The sequence below is a fragment of the Pseudomonas sp. BCA17 genome, from assembly GCF_004519405.1.
In the GTDB taxonomy this organism is placed as follows: Bacteria; Pseudomonadota; Gammaproteobacteria; order Pseudomonadales; family Pseudomonadaceae; genus Aquipseudomonas.
In genome coordinates this window covers 1-19469 of sequence record NZ_SGWI01000014.1, presented here as the reverse complement: position 1 = coordinate 19469, position 19469 = coordinate 1, and the positions used below count along the sequence as shown (strand labels likewise).

Below are 19469 nucleotides of genomic sequence, written 5' to 3'. Positions count from 1 at the left end.
AAGATTAAATTCCGAAACCCCTGTTTGCTAACGCAGACAGGGGTTTTGTCGTTTAGGGACATGCCGCCCGGTCGAACCCCTGCCTAAGTCATCGAAGTGTCAAACCAAGTGTAGGACGGTGCTTTCATCGTGCTCTCTGCATCTATCCGCAGTACCCCCTATACCGTAATCCACTCACCGAGCCGCAGCCCGTACGTAAGTTTTTAGGCCTTAAAGTGCTAACGGTCCGTTTGCCTCTGCAATACGGCTTTCATCAGTATTTCAATCCGGTCCTAAGCTTCAACGCTTGGTCCCATCTACTAGGAAGTGCATTCTTTCTCTTCGCGGCATCCGCAGCATCAATCGTCAATCCACAGCTACCGCTTGTCGACTTCCTGCGCTAAAAGAGGATGCTGCCCACAAATTTCTAAGATTTATCTGCTCTTGGCCGAAAGCCTGATGAGCCATGCGTGCACTGAAATAGAGCGACCCAAGAGTCCGCTATCTTGTACATGGAATGTTCCACTCGGCACGCTCACCCCCCTTTGGCAAAAAGAAGTCGATGAAATGAATCTTAAGTTCAGTCATAAAATTTTGTTGGCCGCGTCAGGCGTTGTGGTTTTAGCCTTCGCATTATTCACGTTGTACAACGACTACCTACAGCGCAATACCATCCGGCAAAATCTGGCATCGTCCATTCAACAGTCCGGTGAACTCACCGCCAGCAGTGTGCAGAACTGGCTCAGTGGGCGCATTCTGGTGCTCGAAAACCTGGCGCAAAACGTTGCCCATCAGGGCAGTGGTGCTGATCTCCCTGGGCTGGTCGACCAGCCAGCGTTCACGTCTAATTTCCAGTTCACCTATGTCGGACAAACCAATGGTGTATTCACCCAGCGTCCCGACGCGAAGATGCCTGACGGCTACGACCCGCGTCAGCGCCCTTGGTACAAGCAAGCAGTAGTGGCCGACAAAACCATGCTCACGCCTCCCTATATGGCGGCTGTGGGTGGGCAGATCGTGACGATCGCCATGCCAGTGAAGAAGAACGGCGAATTGCTGGGCGTTGTTGGTGGTGACCTGAGCCTGCAGACCCTGGTGAAGATCATCAACTCGGTCGACTTCGGCGGTATCGGCCATGCCTTCCTGGTGAGCGGTGATGGTCAGGTTATCGTCAGCCCAGACCAGGACCAAGTGATGAAAAACCTGAAGGACATCTACCCTGGCACCAACCTGCGTATCGAGAAAACCAACCAGGACGTAGTCCTCAATGGCCAGGATCGCATCCTTTCGTTCACCCCTATCACCGGCTTGCCGGGCGCAGACTGGTACATCGGTCTGTCGATCGACAAGGACAAAGCCTATGCGGCATTGGGCAAGTTCCGCACCTCGGCATTGATCGCGATGTTGATCGCGGTGATAGCTATCGCAGTGCTCTTGAGTCTGTTGATTCAGGTATTGCTGCGTCCGTTGACCACCATGGGCGTTGCCATGCAAGACATCGCCCAGGGCGAAGGCGACTTGACCCGCCGCCTCGACGTCACCAGCAAAGACGAGTTCGGTGAAGTCGGTAGTGCGTTCAACCAGTTCGTTGAGCGTATCCACGCCTCCATTTCCGAAGTGTCCTCGGCGACGCGTCAGGTGCATGACCTGTCTCAGCGCGTGATGGCCTCGTCCAACGCGTCGATCATCGGTTCCGACGAGCAGAGTGCGCGTACCAATAGCGTGGCTGCGGCGATCAATGAACTGGGCGCCGCCACCCAGGAGATCGCACGTAACGCTGCTGATGCTTCGCAGCATGCCAGTGGTGCCAGCGAGCAGGCTGACGATGGTCGCAAGGTCGTTGAGCAAACTATCCAGGCGATGTCGGAGCTGTCGCAGAAAATCAGCCTGTCCTGTACCCAGATCGAAACCTTGAATGCCAGCACCGACAACATCGGTCACATTCTTGATGTGATCAAAGGGATTTCCCAGCAGACCAACTTGCTAGCCCTGAACGCAGCGATCGAAGCCGCCCGCGCGGGTGAAGCCGGGCGTGGGTTCGCCGTGGTGGCGGACGAGGTACGTAACCTGGCGCACCGTACGCAAGAGTCAGCGGAAGAGATCCATAAAATGATCACCTCCCTGCAAGTGGGTTCACGTGAAGCCGTGACCACCATGAATGCCAGCCAGGTCTCCAGCGAAGAGAGCGTCGAAGTTGCCAACCAGGCGGGTGAGCGGTTGGTCAGCGTGACGCAGCGGATCGTCGAGATCGACGGTATGAATCAATCGGTCGCTGCTGCCACCGAGGAGCAAACCGCCGTAGTTGAAACCCTCAATGTCGACATCAACCAGATCAATCTGCTTAACCAACAAGGTGTGGCCAACCTCAACGAAACGCTCAAGGATTGCGATGCGCTGTCCCAACAGGCGAGCCGATTGAAGCAATTGGTTGATAGCTTCAAGATCTGATCGTTGCGGTATCGGAGCGAGGCCACTCGCTCCGAGTGTTCAGCCAAGCATTCGGCGCACATTCTGCAACGCGCTGTCGGCGAACGCCTGCACGAACGCCTCAAACTCTACCTGGGTTGTTGCCAATGGCTCCCCCACAAGCGTCCAGGTTGCCCTGGAACTGTTTGCGCCGAGCGCTTGCACACTCATCGCTGCCCAGAATTGGGCGATGCCAAAGGTGTTGTAGAGGGTGGTCCATGTCATCGACATGGCCGCATCGTCTCGACTGTTGAGTTGCTCCACGACGCAGTGCCCATCGTCGAAAAATTTCGTGCGCAATGCACCCACGCCCGCGCCGGTCATCTCAATGCGCGACAGGCCTGGAATGAAGGCATCAAAGGCTGCGAAGTTGCCCACCAAGGTCCACAGGCGAGCTGCTTCGCAAGGGACAACGATGGAGGCCAGTATCGGTGTGCCGTTCGGGTTACGGATTAACGTATCGGGTTGTAGCGGTTTCATGAAGGTGTCCTGAAGCAATTCAGAGAAAGCCGGTGGCCCTGAGGTAGATGCAGCCCTTGCGTAGCAGTGCCGGGCTTTTTATCGGGTAGTGCGTGCCCATCTTTTCCACTCCCCAACGTGCGTTGTCGTGACTGATCGTCGTCGTATCAGCAATGTCCTCACCCAGCGTGCCCAGATAGAAGCCCAGCACATCGAACAATGCGTTATCACGGCTTACCGCATGCAGTGACCGTTGCCACTGTTCAATGCTCACCCGTTCGAAAACGTGCCCAGCCAGACTGAACGCATCGAGATACTGATCCCAGCTCAAGGGTTGCGGGTTGTGCAGGTTGAAAACATTTCGCTCGGCGCAAAAACAGGAGCTGTGGAACGCTATGAAGCGGGCCAGGAAGTCCACGGGCATCAGATCGAAATGCACATCCAGCTGTGGGACCAGCCCCAGTTGCAGGGAACCCTTGAACATCAACATCAATCGATTTTTCTGCGGCTGGCAGACGCCACTTCGACTGTTGAAACTGATGTTCCCCGGTCGATGGATATTTACCCAGGCGCCCTGCGCAACGGCGCGTCCCAGCACGCGTTCAGCGACCCACTTGGAGAGGTTGTAGCCATTTTTCATGTAGAGCGGCAGTGTATTTGCTGCACTGGTTTCGAGAACGTGCCCGTGGGCATCGATGCTGCTGCAGGCGGACAGCGTCGAGATGAAATTGAAGACCTTCTTGCAATGGGTTTCGCAGAGGCGCAGGCACTCGAAGATCGGCTCGACGTTGTCGTCGGCGAGTAAGGTGTAATCCATTACATGATTAACCTGGGCTGCGTTGTGCACCAACACACCGTAACTGCGTGCGAGGTGGTCATAGACGTCGCAGGCGAGGCCCAGGCGAGGCAAGCGGATGTCTGCGGGGTACACCCGCACTCGGCTCAGGTCCAGATGATCCAGGCGATATTCTTGCATCGCCTGGGTGAACCGAGCGGCCGCCGAATTGCCAGGCAGCTCCCTGACCAGGCACGCGACTTCTTGTGCTCCTTCATTCAGCAGCGCCTGGACGATATGGATCCCGACAAAACTGTTGGCCCCTGTGACAATCACCTTGCGCGGGTCACCCACACAGTCCCCCCGCAGCATCTCGACCCCCAGCGGCCTTGTCGCATCCTTCTCCATCGGGCCTGAGGTCGTCTCGGGTAATGCACAGCCCTCCATCAGCGCTGCAAGGGTACGGATCGTGGGGGTTTCAAAGAATCGACCCAAGGAGGGACTGCGGCCAAACCGCTCGCGCAGACGCAACAAGAGGTTCGACAGAAGAATGGAGTGGCCACCCCGGTTGAAAAAACTGTCATCGATAGACAGCCCGTGCACAGGCAACTCTAATAACTCTGCCCACAGTTCCATCAACTGCGCTTGAAGAGGCGTTTGTGCCGCGTAATGAGTCACTTCTTGAGCGACGGGGGGCGGCAGCGCTCGTAATGCCTGGCGATCGATCTTGCCATTGTCTGAGCAGGGCATGCTTGGCAACTCGCTCCAGATAACGGGTTGCATATACTCGGGCAACCACTGCCGCGCATGTTCCTTCAGGCTTGCCAGCGTGGCGCCGGGTTCCGGCTGGGCGGCAAAACCGATGATCTTGTGCATTGGTGTGACCACCACGGCCACCTGGCGGAACAGCCGGCTGTTGCGCAGGCACTGTTCGATTTCCTGGGGCTCGACTCGAAAGCCACGGATCTTGATCTGGTCATCGCGGCGACCGCACAGCTCGATGCCACTGCGTGTCCATTTGGCCAGATCGCCGCTGCGGTAAGTCGCCAGCAACTGCCCGTTCGGCAATGTCAGCGTAACGAAAGGGGTGTCGGCTTGCGATGTTTCGTTGACGTAGCCCAGGCTCACGCCGGGGCCTGCGATGTACAGCTCGCCGACTACCTGCTCATCCACCGGACACAGGTTTTCGTCGAGGATCAGCACCTGGCTGTTGGCAATAGGACGGCCGATGTTGCGATAGCTGTCACCTGGCTGGAACGTCCGGTGGGTCACCAGTACCGTGGCTTCAGTGGGGCCGTAGAGGTTGTGCAATTGACACTGGCCTGCCAATCGCCCGATCACGTAGGGCTCGCAGAAGTCACCACCGGTGAGCACATGGGTAAGGCCCAAGGGTTGGTCCAGTGGCAGGATGCTGAGCAGTGCCGGCGGCAGAAACCCATGGGTCACACGGTGCTGACGCATCAACTCGGCCAGTTGCAGAGGATCAAGCCGTTGTTCTGCGCCAGGTACAATCAACTCGGCGCCAGCCATCAGGGCCGGAAAGATGTCGATCAGGGATGAATCGAAACCCAACGGCGAAAACTGCAGGACACGACTCTGCTCGTCCATCGTCACGCAGGCGCCGAGCCAGGTGGTGAAATGCGCCAGGTTGTGCTGGCTGAGCAACACGCCTTTTGGTCGACCGGTGGTGCCCGAGGTAAACAACGCCATGCAAGGTGCGTCTGCACAGGGCCGCTGGCGCATCAATGGTTGCGTCGAATCGCTGCTACGTGGGTCGATCCTGCTGACATCCAGTGCATCGAAACGGTCCCGTAGAGGGTGCCGACCATCCTCCAGCAGCACACGGGCCCCGATGCTTTCCAGCATGCTGTGTTGGCGTGGCACAGGATGATCGGGTGACAGGGGTAAATAAACTGCGCCGCATCCCAGCACCGCGAGAATGCTGGCGTAGAGTTCGACGGACTTTTCCAGGCACACACCGATTACCTGAGGCGCATCACGGCTTCCCAGCAGCGGGAGCAATTGCTGCTGTATCGCCAAGGCATGTGCGTGAAGTTGATGATAAGCCACCCTCTGTCCCGCAATATTCAGCGCAGGCCGATGGGCGTAGGCCTGAAGGCTCGCCTGCAACCGTTCGATCATGGGTACCTGGGCTGCCTGCATCAGTGCCGGCTGTGCGGTACGATTGAAGCGGTGTAGAAACGCCAAGGCTTCCAACTCTTGCAAGCCATGTTCGGGCCAGTCGCCAACCGTGACGGATGTGCAGAAATAGGCAGGGTCTCTCGCAAAGCCGCTGACCAGCACGGCGACCCATTCCACCAGTGCGTTCATTGCCTGCCGGCGTAGCCGCTGGCCGTTACCGCCAGGCTCCTCGGGAACATCATTCACGGCCATCAAGCACCGCTCACGGTCATAACAGCGAAACTGGAGTGCAGGCAGTCCGTGTTCGCCGATCGGGCCGATACCCACGCGCAGGCTTATCCGGGGTGCTTCGGCCAATGCAGTCGGCAGCGGTTGGCTACCGTCTTCAATCGCCAAGTCGACAGCCTCCATTCCGTCCGTGTGGCCGTACTGTTCCAGCATCTGTTTAATCGCCTCAAGGGCGCTACTGGAGGCGCCCCAGCCAATCGTCAAGCACCTCATGCCAAGCTCCCTGGCCGGGCCAAATAGTCATTTAAAGCCTGGGCAACACTCGGGGTTTGCAGCACGCCGCTGTGATGTAGAAAGCTGACGATGTTGCCCACCAGGGGATGCTGGCGGGTAATGGGAAAGTCCATTGCGTCAGTCTCGTGACGCAGTGTCAGACGAATGTCGACACTGATGTCCAAGTGCTCGATCAACTGCAGATCGAAGCCTTTCTGCAGATCGTTGGTCAGGTAATGCGCCAGGAAAACCGGCAGGATCTCAGCGATGCAGTCACGGTCCTCCGAGCTTGCCCCCTGCCAGTAGAGACGCACCAGCTGCGTCCAGAATTGCGCGTGGCGCCCCTCATCAATCAAGTGATCGGCCATCAAGCCACGAATGGATCGCTTGACGCTGTCGTCCCTGGAAAACGCCGCTACGTCCTGTGTCACGGTGTTCTCGGCAATGGCTACGACAATCAACTCCACGGCATCGTGCAGGTGCGCCGGAGCACGTGCCTGCGCTGCCGGCAGGGCGCGACTCAGCTCAATCTGCCCAGGTAGTTCGAGAGGCTGGATGCCCGTCATGTGCACGGCTTGCTGCAGGAAATCCAGCGCAACCAACGCATGGTAATCCTCGTCTATCACGACGGTCATCGCGTCAATGCGACAGGCGGGTGGGAAAGGCTGCGAGAAGCGGTTTTTGGCAATGCTGCGGGCGATCTTGTCGACGATCTCGGTTTCGAAGATCACCACATCATTGATGAATTTGTAAAAGCTTTGCGCCAGCACAAAGTCGCGCCACTGCGGGCAGTGTTCAAGAAAGGTCTCGCTGAGTACCAATGGTTGGCGGCACGGGGGGTAGATCAATTTTTCGTCGTTTTCCAACAGGCGTCGAGGGCGAGTGCGGATGGTTGCACGACGTTCCCAGTCTTCGGCAAAGGAGCGATAGCCAAGAGTATTCATGGGTGTACCTCTTGCATCGAGGTCCGCACGTCGTTCCAAAACAGGATGCGGTTTTCCATGGCGCTGATTGCCGTACTGTCAGCTTGTCTCTGGCGCGTCGGTTCGGCGTCGATCAAGCGCTGGAGCAGCCGATGGGCTGCCGGGCCATGCCCCTGGCTGTCCATCTCGATGTGGCGGTTGAGGTAGTGATGAAAAGTGGGCGCCTCGCGCTCAATGAAGCCGTTGCCGCACGAAATGCGTTTGAACATCGACGGGATGACGCTTTCACGGCCGTGCAGGAAGGCGGCCGCCACACAATGGGTGGGTGCGTTCAAGGCGATCTGCAACGTGCTGTCAACGAAACGAGCGACACCCAGTGGCGCGGTGACCGCTTGCAAGGCTGCGCTTGCCTCCACTCCCTGATGTTGCAGGCCAATGAAGTGTGTGATCGCGAGCGTGCTGGCGCCCACTTCGGCCATTGCATCCAGATACAGCTCGAAGTGGCTGCAGTAGCCGCGAGTTGGATGCTCGTCCGACTCCTCGCCCAATACGATTTCATTGATCAGGCGGGCGGCGTGTGGGTCGGAGGGTGGGAGCCAGGGTATCCCGGTGCAGGTCAGGTCCTGCTGCAAGCGTTTGGTCAGTGTCATGAAGTCCCAAACGGCAAATACATGGTGCTCCATAAAAGTTTGTAACTTGTTAATTGAAGTTATTTCCATGAATAACGGATGGCTGCACAACTGCAGTCTTTTTTGTTCAAGTAGATGTTGGTACATGGTTGACGCCTGTATTGCGAATGCTCTGAGCAGGGATAAGGATTTTTAAATTATTAAATAGGCAGGTGACGCTAAACCGGGCCGCGCATGCAGCGCCACCATTGATAGCGGTGTGCGGGGCCAATTGAGAGGTCGGTTCTGTTGAACAGTGATAATAAGCTGATTAAACGTTTGGGCGAGCTTATAAATGTATTAGATGTTTTTTCGAAAGATAACAATGAAGGGAAGTGTTGATTTAAAAGGTCGGAAGTTTCCTTGTTGTGGGTCGGCTTATTTAAGAGTAGTCGGTTTTTTTAAGGCCTGACCAATGCGGGACGCTCCAAGATAGGAGTTATCCCGCTAAGTAAAAGAGCCAGGGGAGCGGAGCGGGAAAGCCTTACAAGGCCCTTGTGTTGTCGGCGGTTTCCAGGCCATTGAGGTAGTTGGCGATCACTTCCATCCCGCGCATCAGGTGATTACGTAGCGTCAGGATGCTCTCGTCGATTTTTTTCTGTGCCACCAGGTTCAGCAGTTCCCGGTGATCTTCCTGGGAGGTCTCACCCAGGCCCATCGCCTCGAGATTGAAGCGCAGGAAGCGCTCCTCCTCGTTCAGCCCATGTTCGACCAGTTTGAGTAATCGCTGGTTGGGCGCCTTGCCATACAAGGCCATGTGGAACAGGCGGTTGAGGCGACCGATCTCGGTGTAGTCTTTTTCACGTTCCAGGGCATTGATGCAGGACTCGGCCTCTTCAATGTCGGCGTCAGTGAGCAAGGGAATCGACAAGCGCAACGCTTCGGACTCCAGCAACATGCGCAGGCCATAGGTTTCAGCCGAATTGTCCTCGATCAAGGGTGCAACCACGGCGCCTTTGTGGGTCACCACATGCAACAAAGACTGTGCCTCCAACTGGCGCAGGGCTTCACGCACGGGCATACGGCTGACCCCGAACAGGCTGGCCAGTTCTTGCTGGCGCATAGCCGTGCCACAGGGCAATCGCCCATCGAGAATAGCGTTTCGTAACGTTTCTTCAATAATGGAGCGTGCAAGATGGGCGGGAATAGGCCCGCTGATTTTGATGCTGCTTAAAGGGTTCGGCTTCTGCGTCACGGTTACGCTATCCTCCTTTCTTGAATAGAGTGTGCTTGAATAGAGCGTGTTTAATTGGATCCAAAGCACACTAAAGATGGGTCGCACACTTGTCAAACAGCCAAAGTTTCCGTTTGTAAGGGCTTACAGGAAGTACTTTGTGCATCCCACAAGGGGCGGTTATAAACGCGGTCACTCCATGAATGATTGCACTATGCCATTGTTTTTTCCGGGTCAAGGCTTCACCATCCCTTGAAATTCCGTCTCTCTTCACGGACTGAACGCCTTGGCGGTAAGTTTTATTTCTTCTCGAATCCTGAGCTGGCTGTTTTCAGCGCTATTGTTGGCCGGCTTGATGCTTGGCGGGCTGCATGCCGATTGGGATTTCTCCCAGATCAGCCGCAAAGCCACCGCCTTGTACGGGCCGTTGGGCAAGGGCCAGCAACGCATCGACGACTGGCAGCAACTGCTGGCGACACAAAAACAAGTCAGCGAGCAGGAGCAGCTCAAGGTCGTCAACCTGTTCTTCAACCAGCACATGACCTACACGGAAGACATCGATCTGTGGCATGTGGAGGATTATTGGGAGACGCCCATCGAGGCATTGTGGAAAGGTGCCGGCGATTGTGAAGACTACGCCATCGCCAAGTATTTCAGCCTGCGTCACCTGGGTGTCTCCAGCGACAAATTGCGCATTACCTACGTCAAGGCCTTGCGTCAGAATCGCGCTCATATGGTCCTGACCTATTATCCGACCCCCGACGCTATCCCGTTGGTGCTCGACAGCCTGATGGACGAGATTTTGCCGGCAACCCGCCGTACCGATTTGCTCCCGGTGTACTCATTCAACGCCGAGGGGCTGTACTTGCCGGGTGCCAAGGGCAACAAGAAAGTCGGCGATACCAAACGCTTGTCACGCTGGCAGGATGTGTTGAAAAAAATGCGTGCGGAAGGCTTCCCAGCCGAGCCTGCCAACTAGGAGTAACTGATCGGTGTCTTTGTTCAAACAACTGTTGATCGCAATCTGTCTGTTCCTGGTCGTCGCCTTCAGCGGCAGCTTCATGGTCAGCCTGGAAAGTTCGCGCACGCAATACGTCAACCAGTTGCGCTCCCACGCGCAGGATGCGGCGACGGCATTGGCGCTGTCGCTGACGCCCAATATCGACGATCCGGCCATGGTGGAGCTGCTGGTCAGTTCGATCTTCGACAGTGGCTATTACGCGAGCATCCGAGTGGTGGACCTGGCAACCGACAAAACTATCGTCGAGCGTAGCGGCATCCCCGACAACAATGGCGTGCCCGACTGGTTCGTCAAGTTGATCGGCCTGGAGCCGGCCGGTGGCGACGCGTTGATCAGTCGTGGTTGGGAGCAGGCGGCGCGTGTGGAGGTGGTCAGCCACCCGATGTTCGCCCTGGCCAAAATCTGGCAGAGCACCCTCGGCAGCCTCGGCTGGCTGCTGCTGTGCGGCGCGGTCAGTGCGGTGCTCGGTGCGCTGCTGCTACGGCGGCAATTGAAACCCTTGGACTACATGGTCAAGCAGTCCCATGCCATCGCTCGCCGCGAATTCCTCAGCCTGCCTGACCTGCCGCGCACGCCGGAACTGCGGCGCGTGGTACAGGCCATGAACCAGATGGTGGAAAAGCTCAAGGCGCTGTTCCAGGAGCAGGCCGAACGCAGCGAAAAATTGCGCACCGAATCCTATCAGGACAACCTTACCGGCCTGGCCAACCGTCGCTACTTCGAGATGCAACTCAACGCTCGCGTCAGCAACCCGGAAGACACCAACTCCGGCTATTTACTGCTGTTGCGGGTCAAGGACCTGGCCGGTCTCAACCAGCGCCTGGGTGGCCAGCGCACTGACCAGTTGTTGCAAGCGGTCGGCCAGCAACTGCTGCGCCAGTGCGAGCCATACCCGGAAACCCATAACCTCGTCACTCGTATACGCGGTGGAGAGTTCGCCGTGCTGGCGCCGGGGCTGATGCGTGAAGAGGCGCTGCAGCTGGCGCAAAACCTCGAAAGCACCTTGCAAAGCTTGCAAGCCACCGGCGCCAGCGATGTTACGCCGGTCGCTTATATGGGCCTGGCACCGTTCAACCATGGTGACGCCCCTCAGGCGCTACTGGCCTTGGCTGACCAGGCGCTGGCGCAGGCTGAAGGGCAGGGGGATTCCAGTTGGGTATGCCTCGACCATAGCGTCGCCGCCAGCGTCGGTGACGATCACCATGCCTGGCACACGTTGTTGGACCAGGCTCTGACGCAGCAGCGTTTCGAGTTGTATTTCCAGCCGGTGGTTGCCAGCCAGGATCCGCAGTTGGTGTTGCACTACAAAGTGCTGTCGCGTCTGCAGGATGAAGACGGTCATACGATACCCGCCGGGCGTTTCCTGCCGTGGCTTGAGCGCTTCGGCTGGACGTCCCGCCTGGACCGCCTGATGCTTGAGCACGTGCTCAAGCAGATGGCCAGCCATACCTGTAGCCTGGCGCTGAACCTCTCGGCCGCGACCTTGCAAGACGCCCAGGCGCTGAATCGGATTATTGAGTTGCTACGCCAGCACAGCAACCTGGGCCCGCGCCTGACCCTGGAGATCGGTGAAGAACAGTTGCCGGAGCAGGCCCTGCTGGAGCAGTTGACCCAGCGCCTGCGCGAACTGGGCTTCTCCTTGAGCCTGCAGCGTTTTGGCGGGCGCTTCAGCATGATCGGCAACCTGGCGCGCCTGGGCCTGGCATACCTGAAGATCGACGGCAGCTACATCCGTGCCATTGATCAGGAAAGCGACAAGCGCCTGTTTATCGAGGCGATCCAGCGCGCGGCCCACAGCATCGACTTGCCGTTGATTGCCGAGCGTGTGGAGACCGAAGGCGAGTTGAAGGTGATTCGCGAGATGGGGATTTTCGGCGTGCAGGGGCAGTTGTTTGGCGAGCCGGCACCTTGGAAAACGCAGATGTAATCCGTGTACGGGCTTGCTCGCGAATGCGCCAGGTCGGTCAACCTATCCGCTGACTGACACACCGTATGCGCGAGCAAGCCTACATTCTGTTTCAAGCCCGGCTCAGAAATCAGATCAGCCCAGTCTCTTCATCATTGATCAAATGACTCAGCCCACCCAGCGCCTCCCGCGCGTGAGTACGGTCGATCAGTTTTGCCTGGGCTGCGGGTGGCAGGTCAGTCACGCTGATGATGCCTTTGCGGGTCAGCACCTGGATCAAGTCGTCGAGCACCCGGATCATCTCCAGGTCACTCTGCTTGAGCTGCGCAAGGCTGGTTTCCACCACTTCGTTGGCGTACCAGGCCTGGATCTCATGGTGATCGGCCGGCAGGGTTTCGGTCGATTCGGCAAAGGCGCTAGCCTCCACGCGACTCAGCGCGCCCTGCGCATCACGTTGCACATAAAACATAAGAACCCCTCGAAAATGAACCGCACGCCGTCACCAGCATAGGCCAACGGTGTGTTGATAGGCGCGAGTATGCGATGCAACCGCCCGTCAGGGCCAGCAACGAAATCGGCCGCCCCGGGGGGCGGCCGACATTCGACGCTTAGGCGGTGTGGTCGATTTTGATGGTCGGGTCTGCACCCGAGATCAGCGAATTGATGCTGGTGTGGGACCAATCGTTGCCTTCCAGCTTGATCGTCACATCAGCATTGGCCAGGCCGCCCGCGGCATTGAGCTTGCCTTCACTGCTCACTTGCAAGGTCGACACGCCGTCTACCGTGGTGATCTTCAGGTAGTTGTCGATGGTGCTGTCCGTCTCACCCTTCAATAGATCCCGCAGATCAATCTTGTCACCGTCCGAGACCTTGAAGTCCTTGATCACGTCGTTGCCCAAATCACCGGCTTTCCACACGAAGGTGTCGGCACCCGATCCGCCGATCAGGATGTCATTGCCTGGCCCGCCGATCAGCGTGTCGTTACCTGTGCCGCCCAGCAGGATGTCATTGCCTTTGCCGCCGTCCAGGTAGTCGTTACCGCCCTGGCCGAACAGGATGTCATCGCCTGCGCCACCCAGCAGGGTGTCGTTGCCGTCTTTGGCGCCAGACACATCGAAGTCGGCGTAGTGCTCGGTCACGTATTGGTGCACGTTCGAGGTGGTCACTGCCGTTACGGCTACGCCGGTTTTCTGCGCCACAAAGGCCTGCAGTGCGTTGTAGCCTTCACCGGTAATCCCGCTGAAACTCACCAGGTCGCCGAAGATAATATCGTTGCCGTCACCGCCGTTTACAGTGTCGGCGCCAGGCAGCGTGGCCTCGGTGTGACCGAGGATCGCATTCGCCAGATCCTTCGGATCAATATTGCTTTGCGGCTTGCCATCGCTGTCGTACGGCTTGAGGTCATTGAGGCTGACATCACCGTTGATACCGATCGCTTCCACCTGCGACAACCCACCCAGGAGGGCGAATGCGCTTTTGGCGTTGCTCAGCGTCGCCGAATCGGTGCTGTAGCCTGTACCGTTCAGGTTCGACAACTCGTAGGTGCCGTCACCTTGGGCGTGAAGGGTGCCCAGATTATTAGCGACCCACCAGTAGCCATTCCAGGTTTGCAATTGAGCCGCGCCCGAGGTGTCGATACTGAAGTAGTGGGTGTTATCCAGGTACTTGCCGAACGATGTCCCCAGGGTGTAGTTGGTCGTCGTCACCAAATCGTCGAGCTTGGTGTTGTAGATCGTCGGGTTGGTTTGCTCGCCGCTCTGGTAGTACGTCGGCTGGCCGTCGGTGATGAAGTAGGTCAGGTTGGTCGCGCCGGTGTTGCCGGTCGCCAGGCCGCTCTGGAAGAAGTTTGCCGTGGTTTTGAACACGTCTTCATAGTTGGTGCCGCCACCCGACGTCATCGAGTCCAGTACCGACTTGAGCACGGTCAGCGCATTCGGATCGTTGAGGTTGATCGCGACCGACTTGTTCACCTGTGTATCGAAGTCGGCCAGGAAGATATTCACCGTGCCCGACGTGTTGGCGCCCAGGCTGTTTTTGAGCGAGTTGAATACCGAGGTCAGAGAGTCCTTCGCCGCGTTGATCGAAGCGGTGCTCATGCTGCCTGAACTGTCCACCATGAATGCGATGTTGTAGTTCTTGCCCTGCACCACGTTCAGGCCGCCGATGTCGGAAACTATGATGTCGTTGCCATCGGTGCCGGTGAGGGTGTCGCTGCCCGAGGTGCCGGTAGTGGCGCTGTAAGTCGCCGGGTACACGGTGACCGGCAATTGCGCGGTGGTGGTCGCAGAACCGCCGAGGCTTTCGGTGGAGGTCGAAGTGACCGTCAGGTTGAACTGGCCGCTGTAGTAGGTCGGTGGCTTGATCGTCAGGGTGTTCAGGTCCCAACCGGTCACGTTCACTTCACCCACGGTCTTGGTCGCGGTGAAGGTATGCCCGGCTGCATCGGTGAGCACGGAGCCGGACGGTACGCCGCCGATCTTCACGCTCAGGGTTTCCGAGCCGTCGGTGTCGGTCAGGGCGGTGGTGACTTTGGACAGCTTCACGGTGCCGTTTTCCTGGCCTTCGTTGAGCTTGTAGCCCACGTAGTAACCGTCGCCGTTGCTGCCATGCAGGTCGGATACGGTCACGCCGGCATTGGTCAGGTCGGTCACGCCGGTGTAAAGCGGCACGCCGCTGGTGCTCAGGTCCTGGACCGGTCCGCCATTCACCGACAGGTTGACGTCATAGCTGCCAGGGCCGGACTGGTTGGCGTGGTAGATCTCGAGGCTGTAATAACCACTCACTGTCGGGGTGATCGAGCCGCTGAACTTGCCGCTGTTATTGCCCCACTGAGCGCTGGCCACGTCTTTGCCGCCGACGTTGATCACCAGGCTGTCATCGCCGGTACCACTGAAGGTGTAGGTCTTGCCGGCTTCCATGTACATCAGGCCGGAAATCTTCGAGCCGCTGCCTGCCGCGACACTGGCGGTGGATTCGACGTTGGTCACGACCCCGCTGCTGTTTGGCGTGCCGGCGTTATCAATGGCGTTTTTCAGGTCGGCCGGTGCTGCGCCGTTGCCGTTGGTGCCGATACCGGGAACGCTGTTCCAGCTTTGCTTGAGCAAGCCGATCGAGTTGACGTTGTTGTCGGCCACATTCAGGGTCGGAGCATCGGCCACCGGGGTGATGTCGACTTTCACCATGGCGCTGTTGCCAAGGTCCTTGCCGTCGGTAGGTTGGAACTTGAACTGCGCGTAATCCGCCTGCTTGTTACCCACGCCGGTGCCACCATAACCGTCGGCGCCGGACTCATTGGCGTTCGGCATAAAGCGCAACTGGCCGCCGTCGATCTGGGTTTTGGTGAAGGTCTGGCCCGCGGTCACGTTGGTCCAGGTAGTGCCATCCGCCGCCAGATACTGCAGCTTGCCGGCCACTGGCAGGTCGGTGATTTTCACGCCGAGGCTGCTTTGTGGGGAGTCCACGTCGGTCACGCCGAAGTTGGCCCAGGTCAGCGCCAGCGGCGTGTCTTCGGTGCCGGTGACGGCACTGCCGGTAGCCACCGGTGGATCGTTGACCGCCACCACATTGACGGTGGTGGTAGCCACGTTGGAGTAATTGCCGCCATCGGTCACGGTGACAGTAATGGTCCGCGGCGTGGTGCTTGGGTCGTGGCTGCTGTTGGTGAACGTAATGTTCTGGATACGCTGCATGTAATCAGCCAGCGTAGCGCTGCCCGACAGCGTCAGGGTGATGGTGCCCGTCTGGTTGTTGGTGCTGACGTTAATGCCATTCACGCTGTTGCCCAGGTTCAGTGCATCGCCGACCTGTGCGTTGGTGAGGGTGACGGTCGCTCCGGTCAGCATCGTGCTGTCCGGGTCGGTGATCTTGATATCCGTGTCGGCAATCGACACGCCCGGCCCGGCGGTGCCTTCGGTGAAGGTCGTCTTGTAGTCGGCACCGGTAGCGCCGCTGGAGTTGTTGGCATCCAGGTCGATGACTGGCGGCGCATCGTTGTCGATGATGTTGGTGCTGACACTGCCCTTATCGACCACCAGGTTCTCGAAGTTGCCACCGGTGGTCTTGTCGATGGTGATGACAATCTGCTCGGTCGGCTCGGTGATCTTGTCATCGAGAGTACGGATATCAAATGGCACGCTGCTGGAGCCGGCAGGGATCTTCACGGTGTACACGCCGTTGAAGTCCGAGCCATCGGTGGCGGTGCCGCTGTACTTGAGCGTTACAGTCACATCGGTTTGCGCCGGGTTGCTCAGTGTCAGGGTGTAGTGCGCGGTACCACCTTCAGTCACTGATGCGTCGCCAGTGATGCTGATGGTGGTGTTGTTGACCACATCGGTGACTTTGGTGACCACGGTGCTACCGTCGACGATCAGGTGTTCGTACTTGTCGCCGCCGCTGACCACGCCAGTGATCTTATTGCTGACGTCGTTGGCGCCCGTGTACACATCGTTGGGCGCAGTGGCGGTAATGACGCCGCTGGACTTGCCGTTGCCGATAGTAATGGTCGAGCCGTTATCCAGCTTCACCACCAGGTCGGAGCCGACGTTGTTGACCGCCACACCGTTCTTGTCGACCAGCGACGCGGTGTAGACGATTTGCCCGCCTTCGCTGGTAGAACCGGTGGCCTTGAGCGACACAGTCACATCATCGATCGTATCGTTGATGGTGGTGGTTGCGCCGCCCGGTGTGATGCTCACACCCTCAAAGTTACCGCCGGTGGTGCCGGTAATTTTGACGGTTTGCGTGCTCTTATCGATAAACACGTCATCGCTTGGCGCCGGGACGGTCACCGTCCCGATAGTTGCACCTTGCTTGATGGTGATGCTCGAGCCGTTATCGAGCTGGATCACCATGTCACTGCCGGCCTTGTTGCTCAAGGTGGCGGTGTAGGTGATCTGGCCACCTTCGTTGACTGCGCTCGGCGCCGTCAGCGTAACGGTGGTGAGATCGGTTGTGCCTGGGGTGTCGGTGACGGTGGTGTTTACCGGCGTAGTGCCTGGCACCAGGTTCTCGAAGTGCTCGCCGCCGGTTACGCCTTTGATGGCGGTGGTGACGGTTTGGTCGCCTTTGTAGACGTCGTTCGGCGCCACGGTGGTGACGGTGCCGCTTGATTGGTTCACACCGATGGTGATGGTCTTGCCGTTGTCCAACGTCACGGTCAACGGGTTGGTGATGTTGGTCACCGGCGCGCCGTTTTTATCCACAAGGCTGGCGGTGTAAACGATGTTGCCACCTTCGCCAACGCTGTTGGTGGCAGTCAGGACCACATCGACCTTGTCGATGGTGTCGTTGATCGTGGTGGTTGCGCCGTTACCCGCAACTTCCAGCTTCTCGAAGTTGCCGCCCGTGGCGTCGGTGATTTTGACGGTCTGGGTGCTCTTATCGATGAACACGTCATCGCTCGGCGCCGGGACGGTTACGGTGCCGACGGTGTCACCGGCTTTGATGGTGATAGACGAGCCGTTATCCAACTTCAGCGTGACGTCGGTGCCCGCTTTGTTGGAGAGCGTGGCGGTGTAAGTGATCTGACCACCTTCGTTTACCGCCGACGGAGCCGTCAGAGTCACAGTGGTGGTATCAGCAGTGCCCGGTGTGTCGGTAATGGTGGTATTAACCGGCGTGGTACCCGGCACCAGGTTCTCGAAATGCTCGCCGCCGGTGACGCCTTTGATGGCAGTGGTGACGGTCTGATCACCTTTGTACACGTCGTTCGGCGCCACGGTGGTGACGGTGCCGCTTGATTGGTTCACACCGATGGTGATGGTCTTGCCATTGTCCAACGTCACGGTCAACGGGTTGGTGATGTTGGTCACCGGCGCGCCGTTTTTATCCACAAGGCTAGCGGTGTAAACGATGTTGCCGCCTTCGCCAACGCTGTTTGTGGCAGTCAGTACCACATCGACCCTGTCGATGGTGTCATTGATCGTGGTGGTTGCGCCGTTGCCTGCAACTTCCAGTTTTTCGAAGTTGCCGCCAGTAGCGTCGGTGATCTTGACGGTCTGGGTGCTCTTGTCGATGAACACGTCATCGCTTGGTGCTGGGACGGTCACGGTGCCGACGGTATTGCCAGCCTTGATGGTGATGGACGAGCCGTTGTCGAGTTTAAGAGTGACGTCGGTGCCGGCCTTGTTGCTCAAGGTGGCGGTATAAGTGATCTGACCGCCCTCATTGACTGCGCTTGGCGCGGTCAGCGTGACGGTCGTGGTATCGGCAGTGCCCGGTGTGTCGGTAACGGTGGTGTTCACAGGCGTAGTGCCTGGCACCAGGTTCTCGAAATGCTCGCCGCCGGTGACGCCTTTGATGGCGGTGGTGACGGTCTGGTCGCCTTTGTAGACGTCGTTCGGCGCCACGGTGGTGACGGTGCCGCTTGATTGGTTCACATCGATGGTGATGGTCTTGCCGTTGTCCAAGGTGACAGTCAGCGGATTGGTGATGTTAGTCACCGCATTACCCGACTTATCAACCAGAGACGCGGTGTAAACGATGTTGCCGCCTTCGCCCACGCTGTTAGTGGCGGTCAGGACCACATCCACTTTGTCGATGGTGTCGTTGATCGTGGTGGTTGCGCCGTTACCTGCAACTTCCAGTTTTTCGAAGTTGCCGCCGGTAGCGTCAGTGATCTTGACGGTCTGGGTGCTCTTATCGATGAACACGTCATCGCTTGGCGCCGGGACGGTTACGGTGCCTACGGTGTCGCCAGCCTTGATAGTGATAGACGAGCCGTTATCCAACTTCAGCGTGACGTCGGTGCCCGCTTTATTGGAAAGCGTGGCGGTGTACGTAATCTGGCCGCCTTCGTTGACTGCAGTTGGCGCGGTCAGCGTGACGGTCGTGGTATCGGCAGTGCCCGGTGTGTCCGTAACGGTGGTGTTCACCGGCGTAGTGCCTGGCACCAAATTCTCGAAATGCTCGCCGCCAGTCACGCCTTTGATGGCGGTGGTGACGGTTTGGTCGCCTTTGTACACGTCATTCGGCGCCACGGTGGTGACGGTGCCGCTTGATTGGTTCACACCGATGGTGATGGTCTTGCCATTGTCCAACGTCACGGTCAGCGGGTTGGTGATGTTGGTCACTGCCGCGCCGTTTTTATCCACAAGGCTGGCGGTGTAGACGATGTTGCCGCCTTCGCCGACGCTGTTGGTGGCGGTCAGGACCACATCGACTTTGTCGATGGTGTCGTTGATCGTGGTGGTAGCGCCGTTACCTGCAACTTCCAGTTTTTCGAAGTTGCCGCCGGTAGCGTCGGTGATCTTGACGGTCTGGGTGCTTTTATCGATAAACACGTCATCGCTTGGCGCCGGAACGGTCACCGTGCCGACGGTGTCGCCCGCCTTGATGGTGATGGACGAGCCATTGTCCAACTTCAGCGTGACGTCGGTGCCGGCCTTGTTGCTCAAGGTAGCGGTGTAAGTGATTTGACCACCTTCGTTGACCGCCGACGGAGCCGTCAGAGTCACA

The 19469-nt window shown here is 58.2% G+C and carries 10 protein-coding genes; 3 read left to right on the top strand and 7 right to left on the bottom strand.

The annotated features are described in order from the left end of the window. The first annotated feature begins 546 nt into the window (after positions 1 to 546). Positions 547 to 2427: a methyl-accepting chemotaxis protein gene (locus EXW71_RS28540; RefSeq protein WP_134661326.1), complete on the top strand. Its 1881-nt coding sequence runs from the start codon at positions 547 to 549 to the stop codon at positions 2425 to 2427. Positions 2428 to 2466: 39 nt separating this feature from the next. Here EXW71_RS28540 and EXW71_RS28535 read toward each other — a convergent pair whose 3' ends face one another. The 5 genes from EXW71_RS28535 to EXW71_RS28515 form a co-directional block, all read right to left on the bottom strand. Continuing rightward, positions 2467 to 2925, bottom strand: a complete 459-nt coding sequence (locus tag EXW71_RS28535; RefSeq protein ID WP_123717518.1) for an SRPBCC family protein — start codon at positions 2923 to 2925, stop codon at positions 2467 to 2469. A 19-nt stretch (positions 2926 to 2944) separates the two neighbouring features. Further along, positions 2945 to 6322, bottom strand: coding sequence for an amino acid adenylation domain-containing protein (locus tag EXW71_RS28530; protein WP_134661327.1), 3378 nt, complete (start codon positions 6320 to 6322; stop codon positions 2945 to 2947). Further along, on the bottom strand, positions 6319 to 7266 hold the full coding sequence (locus tag EXW71_RS28525; RefSeq protein ID WP_134661328.1) for a diiron oxygenase: 948 nt from the start codon (positions 7264 to 7266) through the stop codon (positions 6319 to 6321). The genes EXW71_RS28530 and EXW71_RS28525 overlap by 4 nt, the downstream gene beginning before the upstream one ends. After that, positions 7263 to 8021, bottom strand: coding sequence for a DUF3050 domain-containing protein (locus tag EXW71_RS28520; protein WP_134661329.1), 759 nt, complete (start codon positions 8019 to 8021; stop codon positions 7263 to 7265). Before EXW71_RS28520 ends, EXW71_RS28525 begins: the two co-directional genes overlap by 4 nt. Before the next feature lie 376 nt (positions 8022 to 8397). Continuing rightward, positions 8398 to 9108: a GntR family transcriptional regulator gene (locus tag EXW71_RS28515; RefSeq protein ID WP_123717514.1), complete on the bottom strand. Its 711-nt coding sequence runs from the start codon at positions 9106 to 9108 to the stop codon at positions 8398 to 8400. Between the two features lie 265 nt (positions 9109 to 9373). Between EXW71_RS28515 and lapG the strand changes: the two genes are divergently transcribed. Further along, positions 9374 to 10066: a cysteine protease LapG gene (lapG, locus tag EXW71_RS28510; RefSeq protein ID WP_123717513.1), complete on the top strand. Its 693-nt coding sequence runs from the start codon at positions 9374 to 9376 to the stop codon at positions 10064 to 10066. 13 nt (positions 10067 to 10079) lie between these two features. Then, positions 10080 to 12035 carry a cyclic di-GMP receptor LapD gene (lapD, locus tag EXW71_RS28505; RefSeq protein ID WP_134661330.1) on the top strand — a complete coding sequence of 652 codons (1956 nt, stop codon included), beginning with the start codon at positions 10080 to 10082 and terminating at the stop codon, positions 12033 to 12035. 109 nt (positions 12036 to 12144) lie between these two features. Here lapD and EXW71_RS28500 read toward each other — a convergent pair whose 3' ends face one another. Then, the gene (locus EXW71_RS28500) at positions 12145 to 12483 is read right to left on the bottom strand and encodes a tryptophan synthase subunit beta (RefSeq protein ID WP_123717512.1); all 339 of its coding nucleotides are present in this window, start codon (positions 12481 to 12483) and stop codon (positions 12145 to 12147) included. Positions 12484 to 12622: 139 nt separating this feature from the next. Further along, positions 12623 to 19469, bottom strand: a 6847-nt coding sequence (locus tag EXW71_RS28495) for an immunoglobulin-like domain-containing protein (protein WP_256657155.1), incomplete at its 5' end; no start/stop codon positions are given.

Bases quoted from the DNA above. Each gene is read 5' to 3' on its own strand.
- EXW71_RS28525 (WP_134661328.1), bottom strand. From the start codon at position 7,266: ATGAATACTCTTGGCTATCGCTCCTTTGCCGAAGACTGGGAACGTCGT.
- EXW71_RS28535 (WP_123717518.1), bottom strand. From the start codon at position 2,925: ATGAAACCGCTACAACCCGATACGTTAATCCGTAACCCGAACGGCACA.
- EXW71_RS28530 (WP_134661327.1), bottom strand. From the start codon at position 6,322: ATGAGGTGCTTGACGATTGGCTGGGGCGCCTCCAGTAGCGCCCTTGAG.
- EXW71_RS28520 (WP_134661329.1), bottom strand. From the start codon at position 8,021: ATGTACCAACATCTACTTGAACAAAAAAGACTGCAGTTGTGCAGCCAT.
- EXW71_RS28500 (WP_123717512.1), bottom strand. From the start codon at position 12,483: ATGTTTTATGTGCAACGTGATGCGCAGGGCGCGCTGAGTCGCGTGGAG.
- EXW71_RS28540 (WP_134661326.1), top strand. From the start codon at position 547: ATGAATCTTAAGTTCAGTCATAAAATTTTGTTGGCCGCGTCAGGCGTT.